At 34.3% G+C, this 22,316-nt stretch carries 22 protein-coding genes, 1 tRNA gene and 2 riboswitches; of the genes, 3 read left to right on the forward strand and 20 right to left on the reverse strand.

What is annotated here, in order from left to right:
* Positions 1–50: 50 nt before the first annotated feature.
* The 7 genes from NST49_RS02630 to NST49_RS02660 form a co-directional block, all read right to left on the reverse strand.
* Complete coding sequence (locus NST49_RS02630; protein ID WP_341046860.1) at positions 51–1,373, reverse strand: S1C family serine protease; 1,323 nt, start codon at positions 1,371–1,373, stop codon at positions 51–53.
* 204 nt (positions 1,374–1,577) lie between these two features.
* Positions 1,578–2,390, reverse strand: a complete 813-nt coding sequence (locus NST49_RS02635; RefSeq protein WP_251166229.1) for an MBL fold metallo-hydrolase — start codon at positions 2,388–2,390, stop codon at positions 1,578–1,580.
* 170 nt (positions 2,391–2,560) lie between these two features.
* The gene (locus NST49_RS02640) at positions 2,561–3,412 is read right to left on the reverse strand and encodes a two-component system regulatory protein YycI (protein WP_023176514.1); all 852 of its coding nucleotides are present in this window, start codon (positions 3,410–3,412) and stop codon (positions 2,561–2,563) included.
* Position 3,413: 1 nt separating this feature from the next.
* Entirely contained in the window at positions 3,414–4,715 is a 1,302-nt protein-coding gene (locus NST49_RS02645) for a YycH family regulatory protein (RefSeq protein ID WP_341046862.1), read from the reverse strand.
* The gene (walK, locus tag NST49_RS02650) at positions 4,712–6,556 is read right to left on the reverse strand and encodes a cell wall metabolism sensor histidine kinase WalK (RefSeq protein WP_023176512.1); all 1,845 of its coding nucleotides are present in this window, start codon (positions 6,554–6,556) and stop codon (positions 4,712–4,714) included. The genes NST49_RS02645 and walK overlap by 4 nt, the downstream gene beginning before the upstream one ends.
* 6 nt (positions 6,557–6,562) lie before the next feature.
* Positions 6,563–7,270, reverse strand: coding sequence for a response regulator YycF (gene yycF / locus NST49_RS02655; protein WP_023176511.1), 708 nt, complete (start codon positions 7,268–7,270; stop codon positions 6,563–6,565).
* A gap of 188 nt (positions 7,271–7,458) precedes the next feature.
* Positions 7,459–7,977: a PTS sugar transporter subunit IIA gene (locus NST49_RS02660; protein ID WP_023176510.1), complete on the reverse strand. Its 519-nt coding sequence runs from the start codon at positions 7,975–7,977 to the stop codon at positions 7,459–7,461.
* Positions 7,978–8,322: 345 nt separating this feature from the next.
* Between NST49_RS02660 and NST49_RS02665 the strand changes: the two genes are divergently transcribed.
* Both NST49_RS02665 and NST49_RS02670 read left to right on the forward strand, forming a co-directional pair.
* Positions 8,323–8,778 carry a DUF948 domain-containing protein gene (locus NST49_RS02665; RefSeq protein WP_023176509.1) on the forward strand — a complete coding sequence of 152 codons (456 nt, stop codon included), beginning with the start codon at positions 8,323–8,325 and terminating at the stop codon, positions 8,776–8,778.
* 31 nt (positions 8,779–8,809) lie between these two features.
* Positions 8,810–9,193: a YtxH domain-containing protein gene (locus NST49_RS02670; protein ID WP_023176508.1), complete on the forward strand. Its 384-nt coding sequence runs from the start codon at positions 8,810–8,812 to the stop codon at positions 9,191–9,193.
* Between the two features lie 119 nt (positions 9,194–9,312).
* Here the strand turns inward: NST49_RS02670 and thiE are convergent, their stop codons facing one another.
* The 4 genes from thiE to NST49_RS02690 form a co-directional block, all read right to left on the reverse strand.
* Positions 9,313–9,948, reverse strand: coding sequence for a thiamine phosphate synthase (gene thiE / locus NST49_RS02675; RefSeq protein ID WP_034538010.1), 636 nt, complete (start codon positions 9,946–9,948; stop codon positions 9,313–9,315).
* Positions 9,938–10,753, reverse strand: coding sequence for a bifunctional hydroxymethylpyrimidine kinase/phosphomethylpyrimidine kinase (gene thiD, locus NST49_RS02680; protein WP_023176506.1), 816 nt, complete (start codon positions 10,751–10,753; stop codon positions 9,938–9,940). Before thiD ends, thiE begins: the two co-directional genes overlap by 11 nt.
* Positions 10,750–11,493 (reverse strand): hydroxyethylthiazole kinase, encoded by a 744-nt coding sequence (gene thiM, locus NST49_RS02685; protein ID WP_341046871.1) that lies wholly within the window; start codon positions 11,491–11,493, stop codon positions 10,750–10,752. Before thiM ends, thiD begins: the two co-directional genes overlap by 4 nt.
* A gap of 141 nt (positions 11,494–11,634) precedes the next feature.
* A riboswitch (TPP riboswitch) is annotated at positions 11,635–11,733 on the reverse strand.
* Positions 11,734–11,790: 57 nt separating this feature from the next.
* Positions 11,791–11,888, reverse strand: a riboswitch (TPP riboswitch).
* 150 nt (positions 11,889–12,038) lie between these two features.
* The gene (locus NST49_RS02690; RefSeq protein ID WP_341046874.1) at positions 12,039–13,499 is read right to left on the reverse strand and encodes an alpha-amylase; all 1,461 of its coding nucleotides are present in this window, start codon (positions 13,497–13,499) and stop codon (positions 12,039–12,041) included.
* A gap of 203 nt (positions 13,500–13,702) precedes the next feature.
* Between NST49_RS02690 and NST49_RS02695 the strand changes: the two genes are divergently transcribed.
* Positions 13,703–13,918: a DUF378 domain-containing protein gene (locus tag NST49_RS02695; RefSeq protein ID WP_023176503.1), complete on the forward strand. Its 216-nt coding sequence runs from the start codon at positions 13,703–13,705 to the stop codon at positions 13,916–13,918.
* Positions 13,919–13,992: 74 nt separating this feature from the next.
* Here NST49_RS02695 and NST49_RS02700 read toward each other — a convergent pair whose 3' ends face one another.
* From NST49_RS02700 to rpsF, 9 genes are all read right to left on the reverse strand, one after another.
* The gene (locus NST49_RS02700) at positions 13,993–14,808 is read right to left on the reverse strand and encodes a ZIP family metal transporter (RefSeq protein WP_023176502.1); all 816 of its coding nucleotides are present in this window, start codon (positions 14,806–14,808) and stop codon (positions 13,993–13,995) included.
* A 297-nt stretch (positions 14,809–15,105) separates the two neighbouring features.
* A tRNA-Lys gene (locus tag NST49_RS02705) sits at positions 15,106–15,178 on the reverse strand.
* A gap of 127 nt (positions 15,179–15,305) precedes the next feature.
* Positions 15,306–16,598 (reverse strand): adenylosuccinate synthase, encoded by a 1,293-nt coding sequence (locus tag NST49_RS02710; RefSeq protein WP_251166226.1) that lies wholly within the window; start codon positions 16,596–16,598, stop codon positions 15,306–15,308.
* Positions 16,599–16,785: 187 nt separating this feature from the next.
* On the reverse strand, positions 16,786–18,171 hold the full coding sequence (gene dnaB / locus NST49_RS02715) for a replicative DNA helicase (RefSeq protein WP_341046879.1): 1,386 nt from the start codon (positions 18,169–18,171) through the stop codon (positions 16,786–16,788).
* Between the two features lie 191 nt (positions 18,172–18,362).
* On the reverse strand, positions 18,363–18,818 hold the full coding sequence (gene rplI / locus NST49_RS02720; RefSeq protein WP_023176499.1) for a 50S ribosomal protein L9: 456 nt from the start codon (positions 18,816–18,818) through the stop codon (positions 18,363–18,365).
* Positions 18,819–18,822: 4 nt separating this feature from the next.
* On the reverse strand, positions 18,823–20,823 hold the full coding sequence (locus NST49_RS02725) for a DHH family phosphoesterase (RefSeq protein WP_251166225.1): 2,001 nt from the start codon (positions 20,821–20,823) through the stop codon (positions 18,823–18,825).
* Positions 20,824–21,114: 291 nt separating this feature from the next.
* Positions 21,115–21,354, reverse strand: coding sequence for a 30S ribosomal protein S18 (gene rpsR / locus NST49_RS02730; RefSeq protein ID WP_007724031.1), 240 nt, complete (start codon positions 21,352–21,354; stop codon positions 21,115–21,117).
* A 29-nt stretch (positions 21,355–21,383) separates the two neighbouring features.
* Positions 21,384–21,899, reverse strand: a complete 516-nt coding sequence (gene ssb, locus NST49_RS02735) for a single-stranded DNA-binding protein (protein WP_251166224.1) — start codon at positions 21,897–21,899, stop codon at positions 21,384–21,386.
* A gap of 46 nt (positions 21,900–21,945) precedes the next feature.
* Positions 21,946–22,245, reverse strand: a complete 300-nt coding sequence (rpsF, locus tag NST49_RS02740; RefSeq protein WP_023176496.1) for a 30S ribosomal protein S6 — start codon at positions 22,243–22,245, stop codon at positions 21,946–21,948.
* Between the last annotated feature and the right edge of the window lie 71 nt (positions 22,246–22,316).

The following is a 22,316-nucleotide window of genomic DNA, read 5'->3' on the forward strand; positions in this document are numbered from 1 at the left end:
CTGAGTTTTTATCACTCAGACTCCATTTTCATTTTGTAACATTTATATTCTTATAAACTCGTTTCAGCAGCAGTCATTGTGACTGTAGTTTTTTGTAATTCCCCATTGCGATAAAATTCAATTTCAATTTCTTTACCTAGCTCTGAAGCATAGATTTCTTTACGTAAGGAAATGGAGTCTGTAACTTCTACACCGTTGAATTTTACAATAACATCGTATTGTTCTAATCCTCCTATTTCAGCAGCAGATCCTGATTGAACTTCCGCAACTACAATACCAGAAGAAATTTCTTCAGGTAATTTTAAAACTGATTCTTGTTGCTGCTCAGATATTTCCGTTAAGTCCAATAAACTGATTCCTAATACCGGGCGAACTACTTCACCTTTCGTTTCCAATTGATTAATGATGCTGACTACATCATTACTAGGAATAGCAAATCCCATTCCTTCAACTGTATCACTTGAAATTTTCATTGAATTGATTCCAATAACTTGTCCAGCTATATTAATTAAAGCTCCGCCAGAATTACCTGGATTGATTGCTGCATCAGTTTGAAGAGCTGTTACTTCCCAGTCAACAACGCCATCGCCTGTAATATCTGTCTCAACACTTCTATTTTTAGCAGAAATGATCCCTTGGGTTACTGAAGAAGCAAAGTTTGTACCTAAAGGAGAACCTATCGCAATTGAAGGTTCACCAACTTTTAAGGCATCAGAATCACCAAAAGTAGCAACAGTTGTTACTTTTTCAGATGGAATAGATAATACCGCTAAATCTGTCCAAATATCTGTTCCAATTAACTCAGCTTCAACTTTTGTTCCATCTTTTAAAATAACTTCAATGGCATCGGAACCATCGATAACATGATTATTAGTTACAACATAAGCCGTATCATTATCTTTTTTATAGATAACTCCACTACCTTCACCAGCTGTTTCTAAACTGCCTTCTTCTTGCATGCTTTCATCGGTTTCAAATGCACCACCGAATCCATTACTTGATTGAGATTGCATATTTACAACTGAAACGACTGCATCTTCTACTTTGGCTACAGCTTCTGTAACATCAGAAGTCACATCCACACTCACATTAGTTGTAACGACTTCACCGGTGTCTTTATCAACCATACCTGTACTTGTATTGGTATTGATGCCGTCATCAGTAGCTGCTAAGTATCCTCCACCTAAAGCTGCTACAACTAAACCACCGACCAGCCCTCCAATAATGCCACTTTTCCATGAACTTTTTTTCTTGCTTTTTTCAGGAGAAGATTCAGTATTTGTTATTCTGCTGTCTTTTTGATTTTTTAATGGTTGTTCTTCTTTTTCATGTAACGGCAAATTTGGTTGATCGTGTTTGTTCTCATCACTCATTGCATTCACCCCTCATAATAATTTCTCGTTTTCTTTGATATGTCTAGCATACTCATTACATTTGAATTTTATATGAAACTTCTTGGATATTTTTATTAAATTACTAATTAATTTTACCATTAATTCTTTATTACAGGTAATAATAGCCCCAATGACTAAATAAGCCTCTCTTAGACTTTAGCAAGAGAGGTTTATTTTTCTTATTTAAATAACAAATAATGAGGTAGGTTCAACAGGATCCGTATCAAAAACTATAAACTTATCTTCTACCCCTGTTTCTTTTTCTTTTAAAATATTTACAGCTGTCAAATGAGCCAGTTCTTTTAAATTATTATCTTTACTTAAATGACCTAGATAAACTCTTTTAGTAGCGTCTCCTATAATTTCTGACAATGCTAATGCACCGTCTTCGTTTGAAAGATGTCCTTTATCTCCCAAAATACGTTGTTTTAAATGCCATGGATAATTACCCATGCGCAGCATCTCAAGGTCGTGATTGCTCTCAAATAAATACGCATCTGCATTCGACACGATCCCTCTCATACGGTCACTAACATAACCCGTATCAGTCAACATCACAAAATTCTTATTATCTTTATGAAAACTATAAAATTGAGGAGCAATCGCATCATGCGAAACACCGAAGCTTTCTACATCTATATCTCCAATAGTCATTGTTTTTCCCATCTCGAATAAATACTTTTGTTCTGTCTTGATCGTACCAATAATAGGTGACATAGCTTCCCAGGTTTCCGCATTTGCATAAACGTCTAAATGGTATTTTCGAGCCAACACACCAACTCCATGTACATGATCTCGGTGTTCATGTGTCACTAAAATTCCATCTAAGTCTGCTACATTTCGATTTATTTTTTTTAATAATTCAGTTATTTTTTTTCCGCTTAGTCCGCTATCGACTAATAATTTTTTCTTTTCGGATTCTATATAGGTTACATTTCCAGAACTTCCACTTGCAAGAATACTAACCTTTAAACCATTACTTTCATTGGATAACATTTAAAAATCCTCCTCTATCACCTTTATCATTTTACATCAAACTTATATAAATTCAAGTTTTCAAAACGTAAAAAAAGACCCAAAGAAAGGTGAATGACAAGACGTTGCTTGCTCCCTTTACTTTAAGTCTAACTATAAAAGTTAATTTTTCAGTTATTTTCATACTAGATTTAATTTGAACTTTCGCTTACTTCCGATTCTTGCACTTTGGATGTGTCAGACGTATTTGACCGAATAATACTGCCACTAAGAGCATCAACTCGTTTAAATTCTGTATTCCCACTATTGATGATCTGAATATACCACACAGGTGCATACATGCTTAATTTTTGTAAAGAAAGAGTTTTAGAGTAAGTTAATACTGGTTTTTTCACTGTAGCATTTGCTGGTATCTCATCATTTTGATACAAAATCTCAACAGCATTTTTATCTGTGATCAGATTACGGCTTTCACCTTGAACTGTAACTGGCCCAGCATACGTTTGGTCATAAGAGATCACTTCTTTTTTATTATTTAAATGAAATATGATTTCCGACGTTCCATCTGCAATAGGAATATTGTTTGCTATTTGAGCAAATGTTATTTGTTGGTTTGTAGCATTGTAGTTAAAATAACGGTATTCGGCACCAAATAACACTTGTTCACTCAATACAAATTCTGTTAACAATTCAATATCTTCCTTAGTTAGTTCCGTTTCTTCTGATAAAGCAAGCGGCTTAGAAAGCAAACTGCTATAAAGTGAGCCATCTTCTTCAATTACTCCAGAGTGATTACTTAATTGATCTACATTGTCTTCTAACAATGTATGAGTTTCAGCTTGAACATAAGGCACTTTATTTTCATTTTCTGAAAATTTCGGTAACTTAATATTCTCATTTTCCATTTCTTTAGAAAAATCAATTACTTGATTTGAGCTACTAGAGTAATAATTTTTATTCTTATCAATATAGGTAACAATCAAGAACGTATTTAAAAAGAGAAACGTAATAATGAAAATAATTTGAATTCGTTTAAAATCCATTTTATTGACCTCCTTCATTTAGAAGTAGGTTTTTAGCAAGTTCCCAAGTTCCATTAATTTTAATATACCAATTAGGTTCTAAATTGATTACACGGTCTGATTCCTTGTTATTAGTCCAAGTATAGCCAATTTTAATATCATCAATTTCTTCACTGTCATAGCCATACGCTTCTAAAGATTCTAAAATACTTACTCCACTTGGCAATGTCTTTTGTTCTTCTACATCCGAAATTGGCGTTTGAGCAATGACTAAAGGAACTTGTAATCGAGACAATCCATCTTCAACAACTGTGATGTGCGTTGTTCCATAATCAAAAAGCTCACTAAATACTGGTAGTCCTTCAATATAACGACGATAGATTACTTCTCTTGTTGAGTCATTATAATCAAAATAATGAACCGTTGAAGACCAATTTTCATATTGGATCAATTCATTGTAACTTTCTCTAAGTGTGTCTGTAATGGACAACTTATTTTCTGAATTCCGATTTCTATAATACGTTAAAATATCTGTGTTTTCATTGATTTGCAGTTCGCTCACATAATCATTATAACTAACAATATTTTCCGAGTTATCACTATCTTCTCTTACTTCTGAAGTATCATCAAATAATTGTTCAATGAACAATTGATTTGTTTGCCTTTCTACTAAGTAACTTAAGTAAGGCAATTCAACTTCATTTAGCGATGTATAGACTTGTTTTCCTTCGTCTAAAACAGCTGTCGCTGCATAATACTTCTCTTTTTCATCATTTAGTAACTCATTTACCTTCTTCTGATCAATTCCTTCTATTGTTTCCCTGTAAAATAATTTTGACTGCGTATTATAGAAATAAATTTGATCCACATCGTCTTCCGAAAAATATAGACGATTGAAGGAACGATCATAATATTCACCTGCAAGATTATCAAACACATCTGACAAAATACCGAAAGAAATTTTTTGTGTAAAAACCATTTCAACCGCATTTGTTTGGTTTAATTTGTCTTGGTACTCTTCATTGCTTAATTCAACAGGTTCTTCTACAGAATGAATCTTCCAGTTGGCAAGCTCCTTAGTTAAAGAGCTCACAACGTCTGATTGAAAAAAAACATTTGTTTCGCCATAAGAATGGAGAACAATTTGAGTAGGTCCAAATACTTGCGGCAATTTTCGCGCAACAGATACTGATGATGTGGTCCCTTGATTAGTATTTATCTCTTCATTAAATTGACTAGGTCTAGTCCAAATAATAAAAGTTAAAAAGAGACTCAAACAAATGAGAGCACCCAGAACGATTTTTAAAAATAATTCTTTTTTCATTCCCAATCATCCTCCTCATACGGAAGATAAGGCAATGAAATATAAAAAGTAGTTCCTTTTCCTTCCGTGCTTTCTACCCAAATCTTACCTTTATGCTGTTGAACGACTTCTTTAGATATAGCCAGACCTAATCCAGTCCCGCCCATAGAACGAGCCCGAGCTTTATCTACTCTAAAGAAACGGTCAAAGACGTTTGTTAGATCTCGTTTTGGAATACCCAGACCTTCATCACTTATACTTAAAACGACACTATCATTCGTTTCAACCAATCCACACTTAATGGTTCCACCATCAGGAGAATATTTGATAGCATTATTCATAATATTATCTAACACTTGAATCATTTTATCCGCATCAACTTCTACCCATAGTTGTCTTTCTGTAAACTCTCTCTTAATAGAAAATGCCTTACTTTGTTTATCTGAAGATTGTATCATCATTTCAAAACGTTTAATGACATGATCAAACAATTCGTTTACATTAAGATATTCCAAATCTAAAACGGCTCTCCCAGAATCCATACGTGATAAGTCTAATAGATCTTTGATCATACGAATCATACGGTCTGTTTCTTCTTGTGTTACTTGTAAAAACTGAGGAGCTATCTCTGGATCTTTCCAAGCTCCATCCAATAAGGCTTCTAAATAACTTCTCATACTTGTCAAAGGCGTTCTCAATTCATGTGACACATTAGATACAAATTCTTTACGCTCATTTTCAATTTTTTCTTGCTTAGTCACATCATGTAACACACACACGATTCCACTAATAAAGCCCGTTTCTCTTTGTATCAATGTGAATTCACCACGTAAAGTGACAGGTACTTCATCAGTAGAAAAATCAAACTGCATTTCATCTTCATTTTCTAGTAATTTTCGCAAAGTATATTCTTGATCTATTTTTAATACCTTTAAAATAGAAACGCCTAAAGCCATTTCCTGGGAAATATTCAACATTTCCATTGCTTTATCATTAATAATGACGATGATTCCTCTACGGTCTGTTGCAATAACGCCATCAGTCATATGCGTTAACACACTATTTAAACGTCTACGTTCAGATTCAGTTGTTTCTTGAGCTTCTTCAACTTTAGTAGATAAATCATTGATCGCCATTGACAAAATACCCAACTCATCTTTACTGTAGACTTTTACTTGCCCAGAATAATCTCCATCAGCCATTTGAATTGTTTGTTGTGTCATTTCCGTAATTGGTTTGGTTATTGCCCGGGAAATAAATAGGGATAAAATAACCGTTAAGGCAACTGCTATTAATGAAGAATTAAGAAAAATAACCGTTATTTCACTTATTTGTTCATAAACACTCTCTATATTAGTCGTTAAAGCTACTACACCTAATATTTCATTTGATCCGTCACCTGATATAATAGGAGAAACCAACTTCCAGATTCGGTCATTGGTTGTTTGATCTTTGTATTGACTTGTAACTGTATTTCCTAATAGTAACGCTTGGTGGACATCATTATCATTGGTTTTACTGCCCACACTATTTTGTTGCGTACTGTCGCTTGTTCCTAATAAATAGTGTTGATCATCGATTACTTGAACTTCTAAGACTCCATTTCCCGAAAAGTCTTTAATCAAATTCCCTATTTCTTCACTATCTTCTGTTGTTTCATCATCGATCAGAATAGGTTGAATAGTGTTCTCTAGAAATCCTACTTGAAGTCTTTTTTCTTCTTGGAAATTAGTTACCAGCTGTGTTTCTAATTGCCTAACAAAATATGTTCCAATCAATTCCAATGCTACTAAAAGCAAAATGATAAAAACAAAGATGATTTTAAAATCAATTGATTGAAAAAAAGTAATTTTTTTCTTCATGAAACACTACTCCTGTTCAGGATTTCTTAAATAGTAGCCCACTCCACGTCTTGTGACAAGCCAAGTTGGATGACTTGGATTATCTTCTATTTTTTCTCTCAGTCTTCTAACCGTTACATCCACTGTTCTCACATCACCGAAATAATCATAACCCCATACCGTTTGCAATAAATGTTCTCTAGTCATCACTTGACCTAAATGCTTAGCTAAATAATGCAGCAATTCAAATTCACGGTGAGTTAATTCAATCGTTTCTCCTCTTTTAGAAACAATATATGCATCAGGATGAATCGTTAATGCACCAACTTCAATATCGTTTGTTTCTACTTCTTCAACGACAGGAGTTTTAGCATTGTCATGACGTCTTAAGTTTGCTTTAACACGCGCAGTAAGTTCTCTATTTGAAAAAGGTTTGGTCACATAATCATCAGCCCCAAGTTCTAATCCAAGAACTTTGTCGATTTCTGAATCTTTTGCTGTCACCATAATAATAGGCATGTCGTGACTTTTACGTACTTCGCGACAGACTTCTAGCCCGTCTTTTTTAGGAAGCATCAAATCTAAGATAATCAGATCAGGCAATACTTCCTCAACTTTTTCTAAAGCTTCTTCTCCATCATACGCAGTAAATACTTCATAACCTTCTTTTGTTAAATTAAATTTTACAATATCCGAAATTGGTTTTTCATCATCAACTACTAATATTTTTTTCAAAATAAAACCTCCTTGGACTTACTATTTTTTTAATGATTTTTTTAGTTTTTAATGGCTTTACTTTTTATAATTACTTATAGAATGATAAACTGTTCTACTTTCCATTATACCGAACATACAATAAGAGTGCAAAAACAAAATCAAGAGCTCATTCAGAGCTCTTGATTTTGAGTAAATATAATAACTGTTTAATAGCCTTCAATCGTCAACGCAATTGTTTTTCCAGCTTCGGCTTGTATCTCATTGTTCGGTTTAAAAACATAATGGTAATTCTCGTTTTCTCCATTTATCACAACAACAGGTATAAACAAACGGCATCCTCGACTTAAAAGGTACTCTCTATCAAATTTTACTAGAGGTTCACCTTGCTTTATCATCATGCCCTTTTTTAAGTTTGTTTCAAAACCTTCCCCGTTTAGCGTTACAGTATCCAAACCAACATGAACTAACACTTCTAAACCATCATCTGTTCGTATTTCGAATGCATGAGATGCACCCGCTACTTGAAATAACTTTCCGCTAATAGGCGCATAAACTACATCAGATGTTGGAATCATAGCAAAACCTTCTCCAATCATTTTTTCAGAAAATACCAAATCAGGCACTTCTTCTATAGGTATCATGCTACCATCTGTTACAGCAACCAATAGCGCTTTATTCTTCCCTGTTAGCTCGCTTTGTGTTTCTTGTTTTGAAGATAAGCTCATTCCATTAATCCTCCAATGTCTTACTCTTTTATTAACCACTACTGTCTTCTAGTTATTGTTTTATCTTTAATTGTAACGGATTCTTTTCATTTTGACCATCCCTTATAAAAAAAACCATCAATCAAAGGTGTTATTTATTCTTTTAACAACAAATAATTTTTCAATTTAAATTTTCTCATTAATGCGATTTCATTTTATTTGGATATTCCTATCTTTAATGGTATTCTATAGAAAATAAAGGTAAATTAATCGCTCACCAATTTAGATGAGTGTACGATTTGTCTACTTTCTTATTAAGTTAAACTGTTTTAAAATCTATCTTAATGAAAGGAGCGTAAAAGCTAAATGTCAGTCGAATTTATCATAGCAATTGGTGTTGTTGTCTTAGCCTTGGTTGCTTTAGTTATTGTAGGAATTCTCATCGGTAAAAAAGTTGGAAAACTAATGAAAGAAATTAATTCAACTCAAACCACTGTTCAAGATCATATCAATCATTTTACAAAAGAAGCAGATGCTATAACAAGTAAAATAGATCATATGACTACTAGAGTAGATGGTATGACCAAAGATATCGCTGTTAAACAATCTTATATTTCTAGCTTTACTCAGACAACAAGTGAATTTGGAGAATCGATCAATGACTTAAAACAAAATGGCACAAAAGTCGTTTCATCTCTTTTCTCTAGCTCACGTAGAAAAGTTACGGTTACTCCTCCTCGCATAACTAAAGTAGGAAAAACTGCTTTGAAGATGTATCAAACTAGAAAAAAGAGGACAAAAAAACGTTTTTCATTTAATTAACTAAACTAATTTAGAAAAGGGGAACTTTATTATGGCTAACAGTTTTACTAAAACTTTATTTGTAGGAGCTGCTGCTGCAGTTACTGCTTTATTATTCGCTCCTAAATCAGGAAAAGAATTACGTGAAGATATCAAAGCACAAGCATATGATTTAAAAGATCAAGCAATGGATCAAGTAAACAGTTTTGCTGAAGAAGTAAAACAAAGTTACAAAGAAGTTGAAGAAGAAATCAGCTACACTGATCCTGAATTAGCTTCTACTATTGAAGATATTGAAACAGATTTAAATCTTCACTCTGAACCTGTTGATACTTCAGAATTTAACGGAACTGTAGAAGTTCCTTCATCACCTACCGTTGAAGATTTAACTGATACCCCAGATCTATCTGTTGAAGATAGACGTGGACAATTATAGACTTAAATAGAACTCAAAGTAAAAATCCTTACTAAAATACCACTCTCCTAATACTTTAGGGGAGTGGTATTTGCTTTATCCTTATTTATATACTAATGCTAAATCAATCCTCTAAATAATTAGTTTATTTTTTTCTTTGACAGTAGATTCTTAACGGTTTGTCCAATATCTTCACTGTGGCAAATAACTGAAATAACAGACACACCGTCTGCGCCTGAAGAACGAACGGCATTAGCATTTTCTTCTGTAATTCCACCTATTCCTACAATTGGAAAGTTAGCAAATTGTTTTCGTATAGCTTTTAAAAAATACAACCCAGCAGGAGGCTTCGCATCTTTTTTAGATTGCGTTTTATATAGTGGACCAATTCCGACGTAATCTGCTCCGTTAAGTATCGCTTGTTCCATTTCTCTAGAATTGTGTACAGAAACACCCACTATTTTTCCTTTTGCTTTTTCACGAAATATAGGAAGCGCTAGATCTTCTTGGCCGATATGAAAACCATCCGCATTTAATTTAAATGCAAGCTCTACATCATCATTGACGATAAACGGTACTTGGTAAGCTTGACACATTTTTTGACAAGCACGAGCAAACTCTTCATACGCTTTACCTGTTAAAGACCCTTCACCCTTTTCACGTAATTGAAAACAAGTAATCCCTGCTTGTAAAGCTTCTTCAAGAGTTTCCAAAGGATCTTTTCTACAGTTCACTGTACCCATTATAAAATAAACGTTCAAAATATTACAGTTCATTTACTGCTACCTCACAGGTTCTTTTTTGATCGTTATAAGCAAAATGATTTGTTGGTCCATGACCATTTCCAATATGAAGAGGGGTAGAAATAGCTAGATGGATGAATTTTTTTGCTTCAATAATCGATTCATGTATGGACAGTCCTTTTGCAATATTTGCTGTAAGAGCTGCAGAAAATGTACAACCTGTCCCATGTGTATCTTTTGTTTGTATACGAGGGGTACTTATCGAAAAAGAATGCTGACGAGTGTATACTCTATCCGTTGCCTGTTCTCCATCTAAATGACCTCCTTTTATAATCACGCATTCAACCCCCATTTGAAGGATTTGCTGTGCAGCTTCTTCAATATCTTTAACATTTTTAATCCGTTTACCTGTTAAAAGTTCTGCCTCAGGGATATTTGGTGTGCAAATTGTTGTATAAGGAAACAGCTTTTCGATTAACGTTTTTACTGCTTCATCTTGTAAAAGACTTGCTCCGCCTTTTGCAATCATCACTGGATCAACGATTAGTGGAATTTGGTATTGTTGTACGATTTTAGCCACAACTTCAATAATTTCAGCTGAAAATAACATTCCTGTTTTAATTGCTTTTACAGAAAAATCATCTAGTATTGTTTGTAATTGTTGCTGTACAAAAATTGGCGATACTTCAAAAATACCGTGTACTCCTAGTGTATTTTGATCAGTTAATGCTGTTATTGCTGTTGTTCCAAATACACCCAGTTCTTGAAATGTTTTTATATCCGCTTGAATTCCAGCACCGCCACCTGAATCTGATCCAGCTATTGTTAGTGCAATCATCTCTCAACCTCCGATAATTTTTGTAATGTGTTCATAAATTGTAAAGCAAACGTACCCACTTCATTTGTACTTTGTTCAGCAGCTTGCTTGTAATCTTTTAACGTCGCTGCTAAACTTTGCATTGGATTCATACCGCTGCTCGCAAGCGACGCTGCACAGATAGCACTTAATAAACACCCAGTACCTGTGATGTGTGTCGCTATTTTCTTGCCTCCTGAAACATGAATTCCCTCATGCCCATCTGTTATAAAATCTGATTCACCCGTTACAATGACAAGGCACGTATACTGCAAAGCAACTCGTTTTGCGATTTTAGCAATATCTATTTCACCTGTGCCGCTATCTACACCTTTTGGTTGCCAAACCTCACCGGCAATTGCCGCTAGCTCACCTGCATTGCACCGAATTAAATCAAACTGAATTTTATTCAGAAGGTGCTTAACCAATTGTTTGCGATAACTTGTAGAACCAACACCTACTGGATCCAGCACAATAGGAATAGATAATTCATTTGCTGTTTTGCCTGCAAGCAGCATAGCTTCTGCTGTACGGTCATTCACTGTTCCAATATTAATAAGCAATGCTTGAGCAATCGACACTATTTCAGATACCTCTTTAACTTCATCAGCCATAATAGGTGAAGCACCGACTGCAAGTAACCCATTCGCTGTGAAATTAGCAACTACGTAATTTGTCATGCAATGCACTAAAGGAGCTTTTTTTTTAATTTGTACTAACATATTTCATTCCTCTTTCCTCTACTTTTTTGTCTGCCATTTCTTTTCACCATTCTTCAAAAATCTAACTCTCAGTCCTCCTTTATTTTGGACGCAAGCAAAAAAAGCCTCTACAAAAAGCGTAGAGGCTAAAAAAAGTGTATGAAAAAAACACTAATCGCTCCCTACGTCAGTATTAACTAACAGGTTCAAAGGGTCAGGTTTTAACCTTCTCAACACAAGCGTGTCCCCCCGCAATTAAAAGTTTTACAAAAGAAAAGCTCCCCATAGAAATGGAGAGCTCAGTACGTATAATTTAACAGATATGTACCTAGTGCTCCCTACGTCAGTGTTAACTAACAGGTTCAAAGGGTCAGGTTTTACCTTCTCAACACAAATGTGTCCCCCTGCAAAACATTTAATTACTTATAAGCTTACTATATACAAACTATTTAATCAATTTTCTTAAGTAATTAGACATTAAGAGTACAAAAAAAAGTAACTAATGAATAAATTTTTTCAGTCTATTCATTAGTTAGCAACAATTCGATCTTTTTCTTTTAATTTAATTATTCTTCTTTATTCACCCACACAGATACAGAACCGGCTTCTACAAGAAAATGACCATTACCTTCTTCATCAATCGTTATTTTATTTGTACAATTACCTAGATAATCTTCATAAACACATCCACTTTTGTCTTCTCCTACAAACATATCCTTAAAGCCAGCTTCACTATTTGAGATGACTACAGCACACCCTCTTGGATACTCTTCATTTCCTGATCGAGTCCAACCAATACAATTTCTGTGATCAAAATAATCTGTTTGATTTCCATAAGCATAATTCTTTTTAAGGTACAATAATTTATCGATTACTTCACGCTGAGGTTCAATTGGATCATCCCCTTTGATACCGTAATAATCACCGTAAAAGAGCACTGGATAGCCTTCTTGTCTTAGTAAGATAACTCCATAAGCTGCAGGCTTAAACCATGGCTCAATAAAGGATTCCAGCGATTGATTTGGTTGAGAATCATGATTATCTACAAAAGTTACAGCTTGCATGGGATTATTTTGGATTAACGTTTGATCAAATAATTGTGTCAAATCAAATTCGTTACCCATTTTTGAAGCTTGTTCTAATTGGTGATGCAATCCTACGTCAAATAGATCCATTTTATAGCCTTGGCTCTCTAAATAATTCTTTAAACTAGAGTAATTTTGGTCCCAATACTCTCCCACAATAAAAAATTGTTTGCCAAAATTAGATTCAATACTTTCGCGTAATTCATAAATGAAATTCTCGTTAATATGTTTGACCGCATCTAACCTAAAACCATCTACTCCAGTTTCTGCAATAAACCAATTAGCCCATTTTTTTGTTTCTTCAACAACTTCTGGATGACTATAATCAATATCAGCATACATGAGGTAATCGTAATTGCCATACTCGTTATCTACTGTTTCGTCATCGGCCCAGCCTTTATTTTGACCTTCAATACGATAAATAGCTTTTTTCTCGTTTTCTTGATTGTAATCCGTTCCTGAAAAATGGTACCAATGCCATTGGAAATCAGAGTATTTCCCTTTTCTACCTGGAAAAGTAAACTCTGTCCATCCTTCAATTTCATAGGGTTCACTGATTGTTTGATTGCGATCATCAGGATCCACTTCAATCGCTTTAAATCGTTCAACTCCATCTGCGCCTGCTTTATGATTTAAAACAACATCTGCATAAACTTGGATTTCGTATTTATGCAGCTCATCAATTGCTGCTATTAATTCTTCTTTTGTACCATACTTTGTGCGGATAGTACCTTTTTGATCAAACTCACCTAAATCGTATAAATCATATATTCCGTATCCATTGTCTTGTGTTCCTGTACCTTTAAAACATGGTGGAATCCATACACTGGTTATTCCAATTTCACTTAAATGTTTTGCATCTTCCTTTAAACGTTTCCAATGGTTACCATCATCTTCTATATACCACTCAAAATATTGCATCATTAGTCCATTTTTAAGCATGTTTTTACTTCCTTCCCCATTTACTTCATTCGTTTTTATTTAATCACTTTTTGTACATTTAAAATTCACTATAATTTTAGCAATCTTACCATTTTTTATTTGGAAAGAATAATAAAAAGGTTACCTTTTTTCATAAGACACTTTAATCGACAACTAATTCTGAAACAAGTATAGTGGTATTATCAAATAAAGGAGGGATTTAAATGAAAACATTGGATAGTATTGCGTTAGCATTGCTAATTGTAGGTGGTTTAAACTGGTTGTTGGTTGGACTCTTTGAATTTGATCTTGTTGCTACGCTTTTTGGAGGACAAACATCGCTATTATCAAAAATTGTTTATATCATCGTTGGCTTGTGTGCACTTTATTCCTTGAAGTTTTTCCCATTATTAACATCAAATCGCAGAGACAGAGACTAATTCGCCTCTTGAAATTTAAACTAGCTACACAAAAAGGACTCAACATTAATTTGTTGAGTCCCTTTTTTTCTTTTCTATCCCAGAGCTACATCTAAGATCATCATGATTGTAAAACCAATCATCAACCACATAGATGCTAAATCTTTATTTCCATTTTCTTGTGAACCAGGTATAACTTCTTCTGCAACAACAAAGATCATAGCTCCTGCTGCAAAACTTAAAGCATATGGAAGCAATGGTTCCATTACTGTAACAGCTAATACCCCTACTATAGCCGCTATCGGTTCAACAGCTCCCGAAAGTTGACCATAGTAAAAACTTTTCGCTCTAGACATACCATCACGTCTTAAGGGCATAGCAACCGCAGTTCCTTCTGGAAAATTCTGGATTCCCATACCAATTGCTAAAGCAACAGCTCCAGCGATAGAGGCTTCTGGATTCCCAGTTGCAACGGATCCAAATGCAACACCTACTGCTAAACCCTCAGGTATATTATGCATCGTAATCGCTAAAACTAATAATGTACTGCGTTTTCTTTTTTGAGGATTCACCCCTTCAGCTTCTGCTGGAGGCATATTAGGATTTAGATGGGGCAAAACGTTATCTGCACTCCACAAAAAGATTCCACCTAACATAAAACCAATTGCAGCGGGTATCCAAGCAGGTATCGGTCCGCTTTCAGCCATTGACAGAGCTGGCGATAATAGTGACCAAAAACTTGCCGCTATCATTACTCCTCCAGCAAAACCTAGCATTCCATCCATTAACTTTTGATTAACATTTTTGGTAGTGAATACTAAAGTGGCTCCTAAAGCAGTCATTCCCCAGGTAAAGAGCGTCGCAATTATCGTTTGTACAAGTGGGCTTAAAGAACTAAAAAATTCAACCAATTACTTCACTCCTCTTAATAGAATAGTAACTATCTTATTCTTCTATTTCAGTATAATAGTCTTTCCATTTTTTCACAAATACTTGAATACGGATTCAGCTAAAAAGAATAATTACTCGCTTTACTCTTTTTATTTTGATAGACGTTTCCATTGTTTACGCTTAGCCAAATAAGAAACGGACTAATCTATTTATATGAATGATAAACTATTTTCATTTATTTTTTACATTACTTATCAATAAAATAGTACAAAAAAAAATACCTTACTCAAATAAGGTATTTTACAAGTATTTATATATGGGCTGTGGGGGGTTCGAACCCTCGACCCGCTGATTAAGAGTCAGCTGCTCTACCAACTGAGCTAACAACCCTTTTTGTGAATTTCACTTACAAAATACATTTTACCACATTTTTTTGTTTTTATGCAGAAAAAATAAATTTTATTTAAAAAAATTAACCAAACAACCGTAACGATTTGCTTGGTTAATCGATTTTTTATTAAACTTGTGCCCAAACACTTTCTAATATGTTTGTTTGTTCACGGTCAGGTCCAACTGAGAAAGTTGAAATACGGACACCTACTAATTCAGAAATGCGGTGTACATAATTTCTTGCATTTTCAGGAAGCTCTGCTAAAGTACGGCATTCTGTAATATCTTCGCTCCAACCTGGTAGTTCTTCATAGATTGGTGTACATTCAGCTAGTTCTTTTAAACTTGCTGGGTAGTGTAAAATTTCTTCTCCATTACGTTCATAAGCAGTACAAATTTTAACCGTTTCTAATCCACTTAAAACGTCGATTGAGTTTAAAGAAAGATTAGTAATACCAGATACACGTTTTGAATGACGCATCACTACTGTATCAAACCAACCAATACGACGTGGACGACCTGTTGTTGTACCATATTCACGACCAATATCGCGAATTCGTTGCCCAACTTCGTCAAATAATTCAGTTGGGAATGGACCATCTCCCACACGTGAAGTATAAGCTTTACATACACCAACTACTTTATCAATTTTTGAAGGACCAACACCACTACCGATTGTCACTCCACCAGCCACTGGGTTAGAAGATGTAACGAAAGGATACGTACCTTGATCAATATCCAACATAACACCTTGAGCACCTTCAAATAATACGCGTTTGCCATCATCTAAAGCATCATTTAAGACAACTGAAGTATCACAAACATATTGTTTAAGCTCTTGACCGTATTGGTAATATTCTTCAAAAATATCTTCAAATTCAATTGCAGTAGAATCAAACATTTTTACAAAACTACGATTTTTTTCTTCTAAGTTAATACGTAAACGTTCTTCAAAAATATCTTTATCTAATAAGTCAGCAATTCGGATTCCGACACGTGCTGCTTTGTCCATATAAGCTGGACCAATACCTTTGATTGTCGTTCCGATTTTTTGATCGCCTTTAGAATCTTCTTGTAATTGATCTAGTTGAATATGATAAGGCAAAATAACATGTGCACGATCAGATATACGTAGATTGTCAGTTGTTATGCCTCTTTCATGCAAGTAAGCTAACTCTTTAACAAGTGCTTTAGGATTTACAACAACACCATTTCCAATAACACTAATTTTATCTTTATAGAAAATACCTGATGGAATCAAGTGTAATTTGAAAGTTACACCATCAAATTGAATGGTGTGTCCAGCATTGTCGCCGCCTTGATAACGTGCAATGACTTCTGCATTTTCACTTAAAAAATCTGTAATCTTTCCTTTTCCTTCATCGCCCCATTGTGTACCAACTACTACTACTGAAGACATATGAACACCTCATTAATTTTTTTTTAACCCAAATACTTATTAATACTATCAGTAATATATGATTGTTTCAACCTAAAAACGAATATTTAATTTTTTTTTAACTAAAAAACACGAAATAAACGAACAATATTTTTTTTATCAACAAAAAAAAAGACAAAATGCGAACAATAATTCGCATTAGTCTTTTTTAACGTTGAGCTATATCATCAGGGTAATAGCTCAATGATGAAAATTTATTGTATTCTTTTATAAATAGTAATTTAACCGTGCCTCTTGCACCACTTCTGTTCTTTTCAATAATAACTTCTATCACATTATCTTCTCCAGCAGATTCGTGGTCATCGTCATCTTCTCCATCTTCACGATCATAATAATCATCTCTGTACAAGAAGGCTACTATGTCCGCATCTTGCTCGATTGATCCAGATTCACGAATATCACTTAATACTGGACGTTTATCTTGACGTTGTTCAACACCACGAGATAATTGAGACAATGCAATAACGGGTACTTTTAATTCTTTTGCTAATTTTTTTAACTGACGAGAAATTTCAGAAACTTCTTGTTGTCTGCTTTCGCGACCCGTTCCTTCAATCAACTGTAGATAATCAATTAACACTAAACCTAGATTTCCTTTTTCTTGCTTTAATCGACGACATTTCGCACGAATTTCAGCGATTCTGATTCCAGGAGTATCATCTATATAAATATTGGCTTTGGATAAACTACCCATGGCTACGATCAGACTTTGCCATTCTTCTTCTGATAATGTCCCTGTTCTTAAATGACCGGCATCAATACTGCCCTCTGCGCAAAGCATACGATTGACTAGCGATTCAGCACCCATTTCTAAACTAAAAATAGCAACTGTTTCATCCGTCTTTGTTCCAATATTTTGAGCAATATTTAAAGCAAATGCCGTTTTCCCTACAGCGGGACGCGCAGCTAAAATAATTAATTCTTCTTTTTGTAGTCCAGCTGTCATTTTATCTAATGCCTGATAACCTGTAGGCAAACCAGTAATTTCTTCATTATTTTGATACAGCTGATCTATTTGTGCAATAGAGCTGTTCAATACGTCTGAAATAGCTAAAAAACCGCTCCTGTTGCGTCTTTCAGATACTTCTAGAATACTACGCTCTGCCTCGTCTAAAATCGATGCCAGCTCGTCTCCTTCTTCATATCCTTTAGTAACGATGTCTGTTGCTGTATGGATCAGATTTCGTAAAATAGCTTTTTGTTCTACTATCTTTGCGTAATACTCCATATTAGCAGCTGTTGGGACAGCGACAGCTAATTCTGCTAAGTAAGCCATTCCGCCAATATCTTCTAACTGATTTTTAGATTCTAGTGCATTGGTTACTGTAACGATATCGATAGCTTCATTATGGTTATTTAATTCTAACATTGATTGAAATATCAATTGATGTCCGCGACGATAAAAATCCTTCGACTCAATAAATTCTAAAGCGCCAACAACCGTCTCAGGATCTAGAAATATTGAACCTAAAACAGCTTGTTCAGCTTCTATACTCTGTGGCGGTAAGCGATCTTGAAAAGCTTCTTGTACCAATAAATTCTCTCCCCTTCATTATCAACACTCTTTTTAGTTTGGATTTTTTTGTTGGATTCAATTCTATTATTTTACCTTAAAACAACCCCAAACACAATCTACCAAAAAGAACTCTTGTTCCCTTTTTTATTTTAAACAAAAAACATTTGGCTCTTAAAATGTTTTTAAGCCAAATGTTTTGTTTCATTCATTTAATTTTCTGGTAAAACTCTGACAGTAATTGTTGCAACTACTTCAGGATGAATTTTCACGTCGATTTTCATTGAAGCTAAACTTCTGATTGGAACGGGTAATTCTATTTTACGTTTATCAAGTTTTATGTTTAACTGCTTTTGTGCTGCAGCAGCGATTTGTTTTGTTGTAACTGAACCAAACAAACGACCATCTTCAGCAGCTTTTGTTTTAATCTCGATTGCATTTTCATCTTTTTCGAGAAATTCTTTTACCTTTTTAGCTTCTTGTAGAATCTCTTCTTCTTTTTTTTCATCCGCTTTTATTTTACCATTCAATTCACTAATACTAGCTGACGTAGCTTCTTTCGCTAAGTTGTTTTTCAATAAAAAGTTATGTGCGTATCCATCTGCTACGTTTTTGACATCACCTTTTTTTCCTTTACCTTTTACATCTGCTAAAAATATAACTTTCATAATTTTATTCCTCCTTAGTTTGGTTTAAAATAACCTCACGCAATTGTTCTTTTGCTTCTTTTATCGTAATATTTTCTAATTGCGTAGCTGCATTAGATAAATGTCCGCCACCACCTAGATGTTCCATAATGACCTGTACATTGATTTCACCTAAACTACGAGCACTAATACCAATACGGTTGTCAGTACGCTTAGTGATAACAAATGCAGCGTCTATATTGGACATCGAAAGCATCGTGTCAGCTGTTTGTGCTGCTACTACTGTATCATATATACTCTCTTCTTCTCCAATAGCAACGGCTATATTTTTAGTAATAAACTCAATAGTCTCAATCAAGTGGCTACGAAGAAGATAGGTTTCTTTATCTTCTTTTAGAAGACGTTGAATCATTACAGCATCAGCTCCGCAAGATCTCAAATAACTTGCAGCATCAAATGTACGTGATCCAGTTCTAAGAGAAAAACTATTGGTATCGACTATGATTCCACCTAACAAAGCAGTCGCTTCAATTTTATTGATTGGATCTGCTTCTTCAGATTGGTATTCAAATAGTTCTGTAATCAATTCGGCTGAAGACGACGCATAAGGTTCAATATAAACCAGCGCTGGATTCTCTGGAAAAGCTTCTCCACGACGATGATGGTCAATGACTACTACTTTATTCGTACGTGTAATCAAGTCTGGCGCGATTCCCATAGATGGACGATGGAAATCAACCAACACCACTAAACTATTAGCCGTAATCATTTGTTCTGCAACAGACGGTGTTATAATGTAGCGGCTAATTTGATTATCCTCTTCAACTTCTTTCATTAATTTAGAGATATCTTTACTAAACTCTTTCGGTTCTACAATAACCCATGCTTCTTTGTTATTCATTTCAGCAATTCTTCTGATTCCTAAAGAGGCACCAATTGCATCTAAGTCAGGATACTTATGTCCCATAATAAAAATTTGATCCGAATGCTTCATTAGTTCTTGGAGAGCTTGACTAATCATCCTAGAACGAACGCGCGTTCTTTTTTCCATAGGATTCGTTTTACCACCATAATAACGAGGTTCAGTATCGTATCCTTTAACAACAACTTGGTCTCCGCCTCGCCCTAAAGCCAAATCTAAATTACTTTGAGATAACTTAGACAATTCACTTAAATCATCAGATCCATAGGCTAGTCCAATACTTAATGTTAATGGGAAGTTTTGTTTTGAAGTTCTTTCTCTAATTTGATCAATAATGCTGAATTTTTCTTCTTCCATTTTTTCTAAAGACCCATAATGCATCATAACGATAAAGCGATCCTCAGTAATACGTTTTAAGTACACATGATGAGATTTTGCCCAATTAGATAATTGTGTTGTAATAAAGTTATCTAAATTAGATATATTTCTATCTGTCATCCCTTGAGTAATTTCATCATGGTTATCAACAAAGATATTTCCGATAACAATTTTTTCATCTTCGTATTTAGATTGAATGTTAGCGTATTCTGTAATATCCATAAGATACACAACTTTTATATCTTTTTGGACAATAATTTGAAAAACTTTATTTCCCCATTTAGCAGTTTTCAAACCTGAATCTTGACTTTCTTTAACAATTCTAGCTAATTCGCTATCAACATCTTTTATTTGTTTTCCTAAGACTTCTTGATAACCTAAGTGAGATTGAAGATAGGGATTGATCCACTGCAACTGCAGATTTTCATTAAACAATAGAATACCAATTGGCATTTTTATTAAGGCTTCTTGTTCTCCACGCTTAATTCGAAAAGCTAAATCAGAAATGTATTTTCTATTTTCAATCGATAACTTTTTAATTAAATTATACAACAAGACTAAAACAACAATAAAAATGACCAATAAAGCTAAACCAATTCCAAAGCTAGCTATAAATCCCAGAATAATTGTAGCTAATTGCAATACCATTATAACAGCTATAATCGTTTGTATTTTTTTATTATTCAAGAATTCTGGGAGTTTTTCTTGAGATAGTTTCTTATTCATAATATGCCCCTTTTTCCATCTCTTTCCTAAGTAAAGTTCATTCTCTATTTTACCACTTGTTCTCTTAGTAGACAACTTGTTTCACATGAAACAATAGCGACAAAATGTTTCACGTGAAACTTTCCCATTCTCTATTTACAAATTAAAAAATAAAAAAACCGAGAACAATACTATAAGTATTTCCCGACTTTTCTCTACTTATTTGTTTTATTTTTAAATCACCTAAAAACTGCATGAATTAATTATCTCAATAAAAAAGAGAATCGTAAAATTACGATTCTCTTTGTCTTTTTATTGTTCGTCAGTTACGAAAGGTAATAATCCCATAATACGAGCACGTTTGATTGCTTTAGTTAATTTACGTTGGTTTTTAGCGTATGTTCCAGTAACACGACGCGGTAAAATTCTACCTCTTTCAGAGATAAAGCGTTTCAAAAGATCAACATCTTTATAGTCCACATGTTCAATATGGTTTGCTGCAAAGAAGTCAACTTTACGGCGTTTCTTTCCGCCTCTACGTTGTTGAGCCATTTCATTTCCTCCTTTATTTCCCATTCCTTTTAGAATGGTAAATCGTCATCTGAAATATCAATTGGTTGTCCGCTCTTTTCAAATGGATCAGAGTTTCCAAAATTTTGATATTGTTGGTTACGGGGAGCTTCTTGTGAGTTACTTTGTGTATTATTGTAAGAACTTTGTTGAGAACCATATGATCCAGAGTTTGAATCACTTTGATCTTTACGTTGTTCACTCTTAGATTTTGATTCTAATAATGAGAACGTTTCAACAACTACTTCTGTAACATACACACGTTGCCCTTGTTGATTATCATAAGAACGAGTTTGAATACGGCCTTCTACACCTACTAATGCACCTTTTCTAGTGAAATTTGCAAATGATTCAGCACTTTTCCTCCAAATTACACAGTTAATAAAATCTGCATCTCGTTCACCTTTTTGGTTTGTAAACTGTCTGTTTACAGCCAATGAAAAAGTTGCTACCGCTGTGCCGTTTGAAGTGTATCTTAAATCAGCATCTTTTGTTAATCTTCCAACTAAAACAACATTGTTAATCACATTGCCCACTCCTTCCGATAAAATGTTTCATGTGAAACATTTTTGCTTAGTCTTCTTCTCTAATTGTCATATGACGCAGAATATCAGAACTGATTTTAGATAAACGGTCGAATTCGTTGATTGCAGCTGCATCATTAGCAGTAAGTTTTACGATATGGTAGATTCCTTCGTGGAAATCTTTGATTTCGTAAGCAAAACGACGTTTCGACCAGTCTTTAGATTCAGTGATTTCAGCACCATTATCTTTTAAAATAGTGTCAAAGCGTTCAACTAAAGCTGTTTTTTCAGCTTCATCGATGTTTGGACGGATAATGTATAAAATTTCATATTTTGCTGCTTTACTCATCTTGACTGTCACCTCCTTATGGACTTTGGCTCTTTTTACAGAGCAAGGAGAGTATTCTATTAATGTTGCAG

The organism is Carnobacterium sp. FSL W8-0810 (genome assembly GCF_038007125.1).
Taxonomy (GTDB): domain Bacteria; phylum Bacillota; class Bacilli; order Lactobacillales; family Carnobacteriaceae; genus Carnobacterium_B; species Carnobacterium_B inhibens.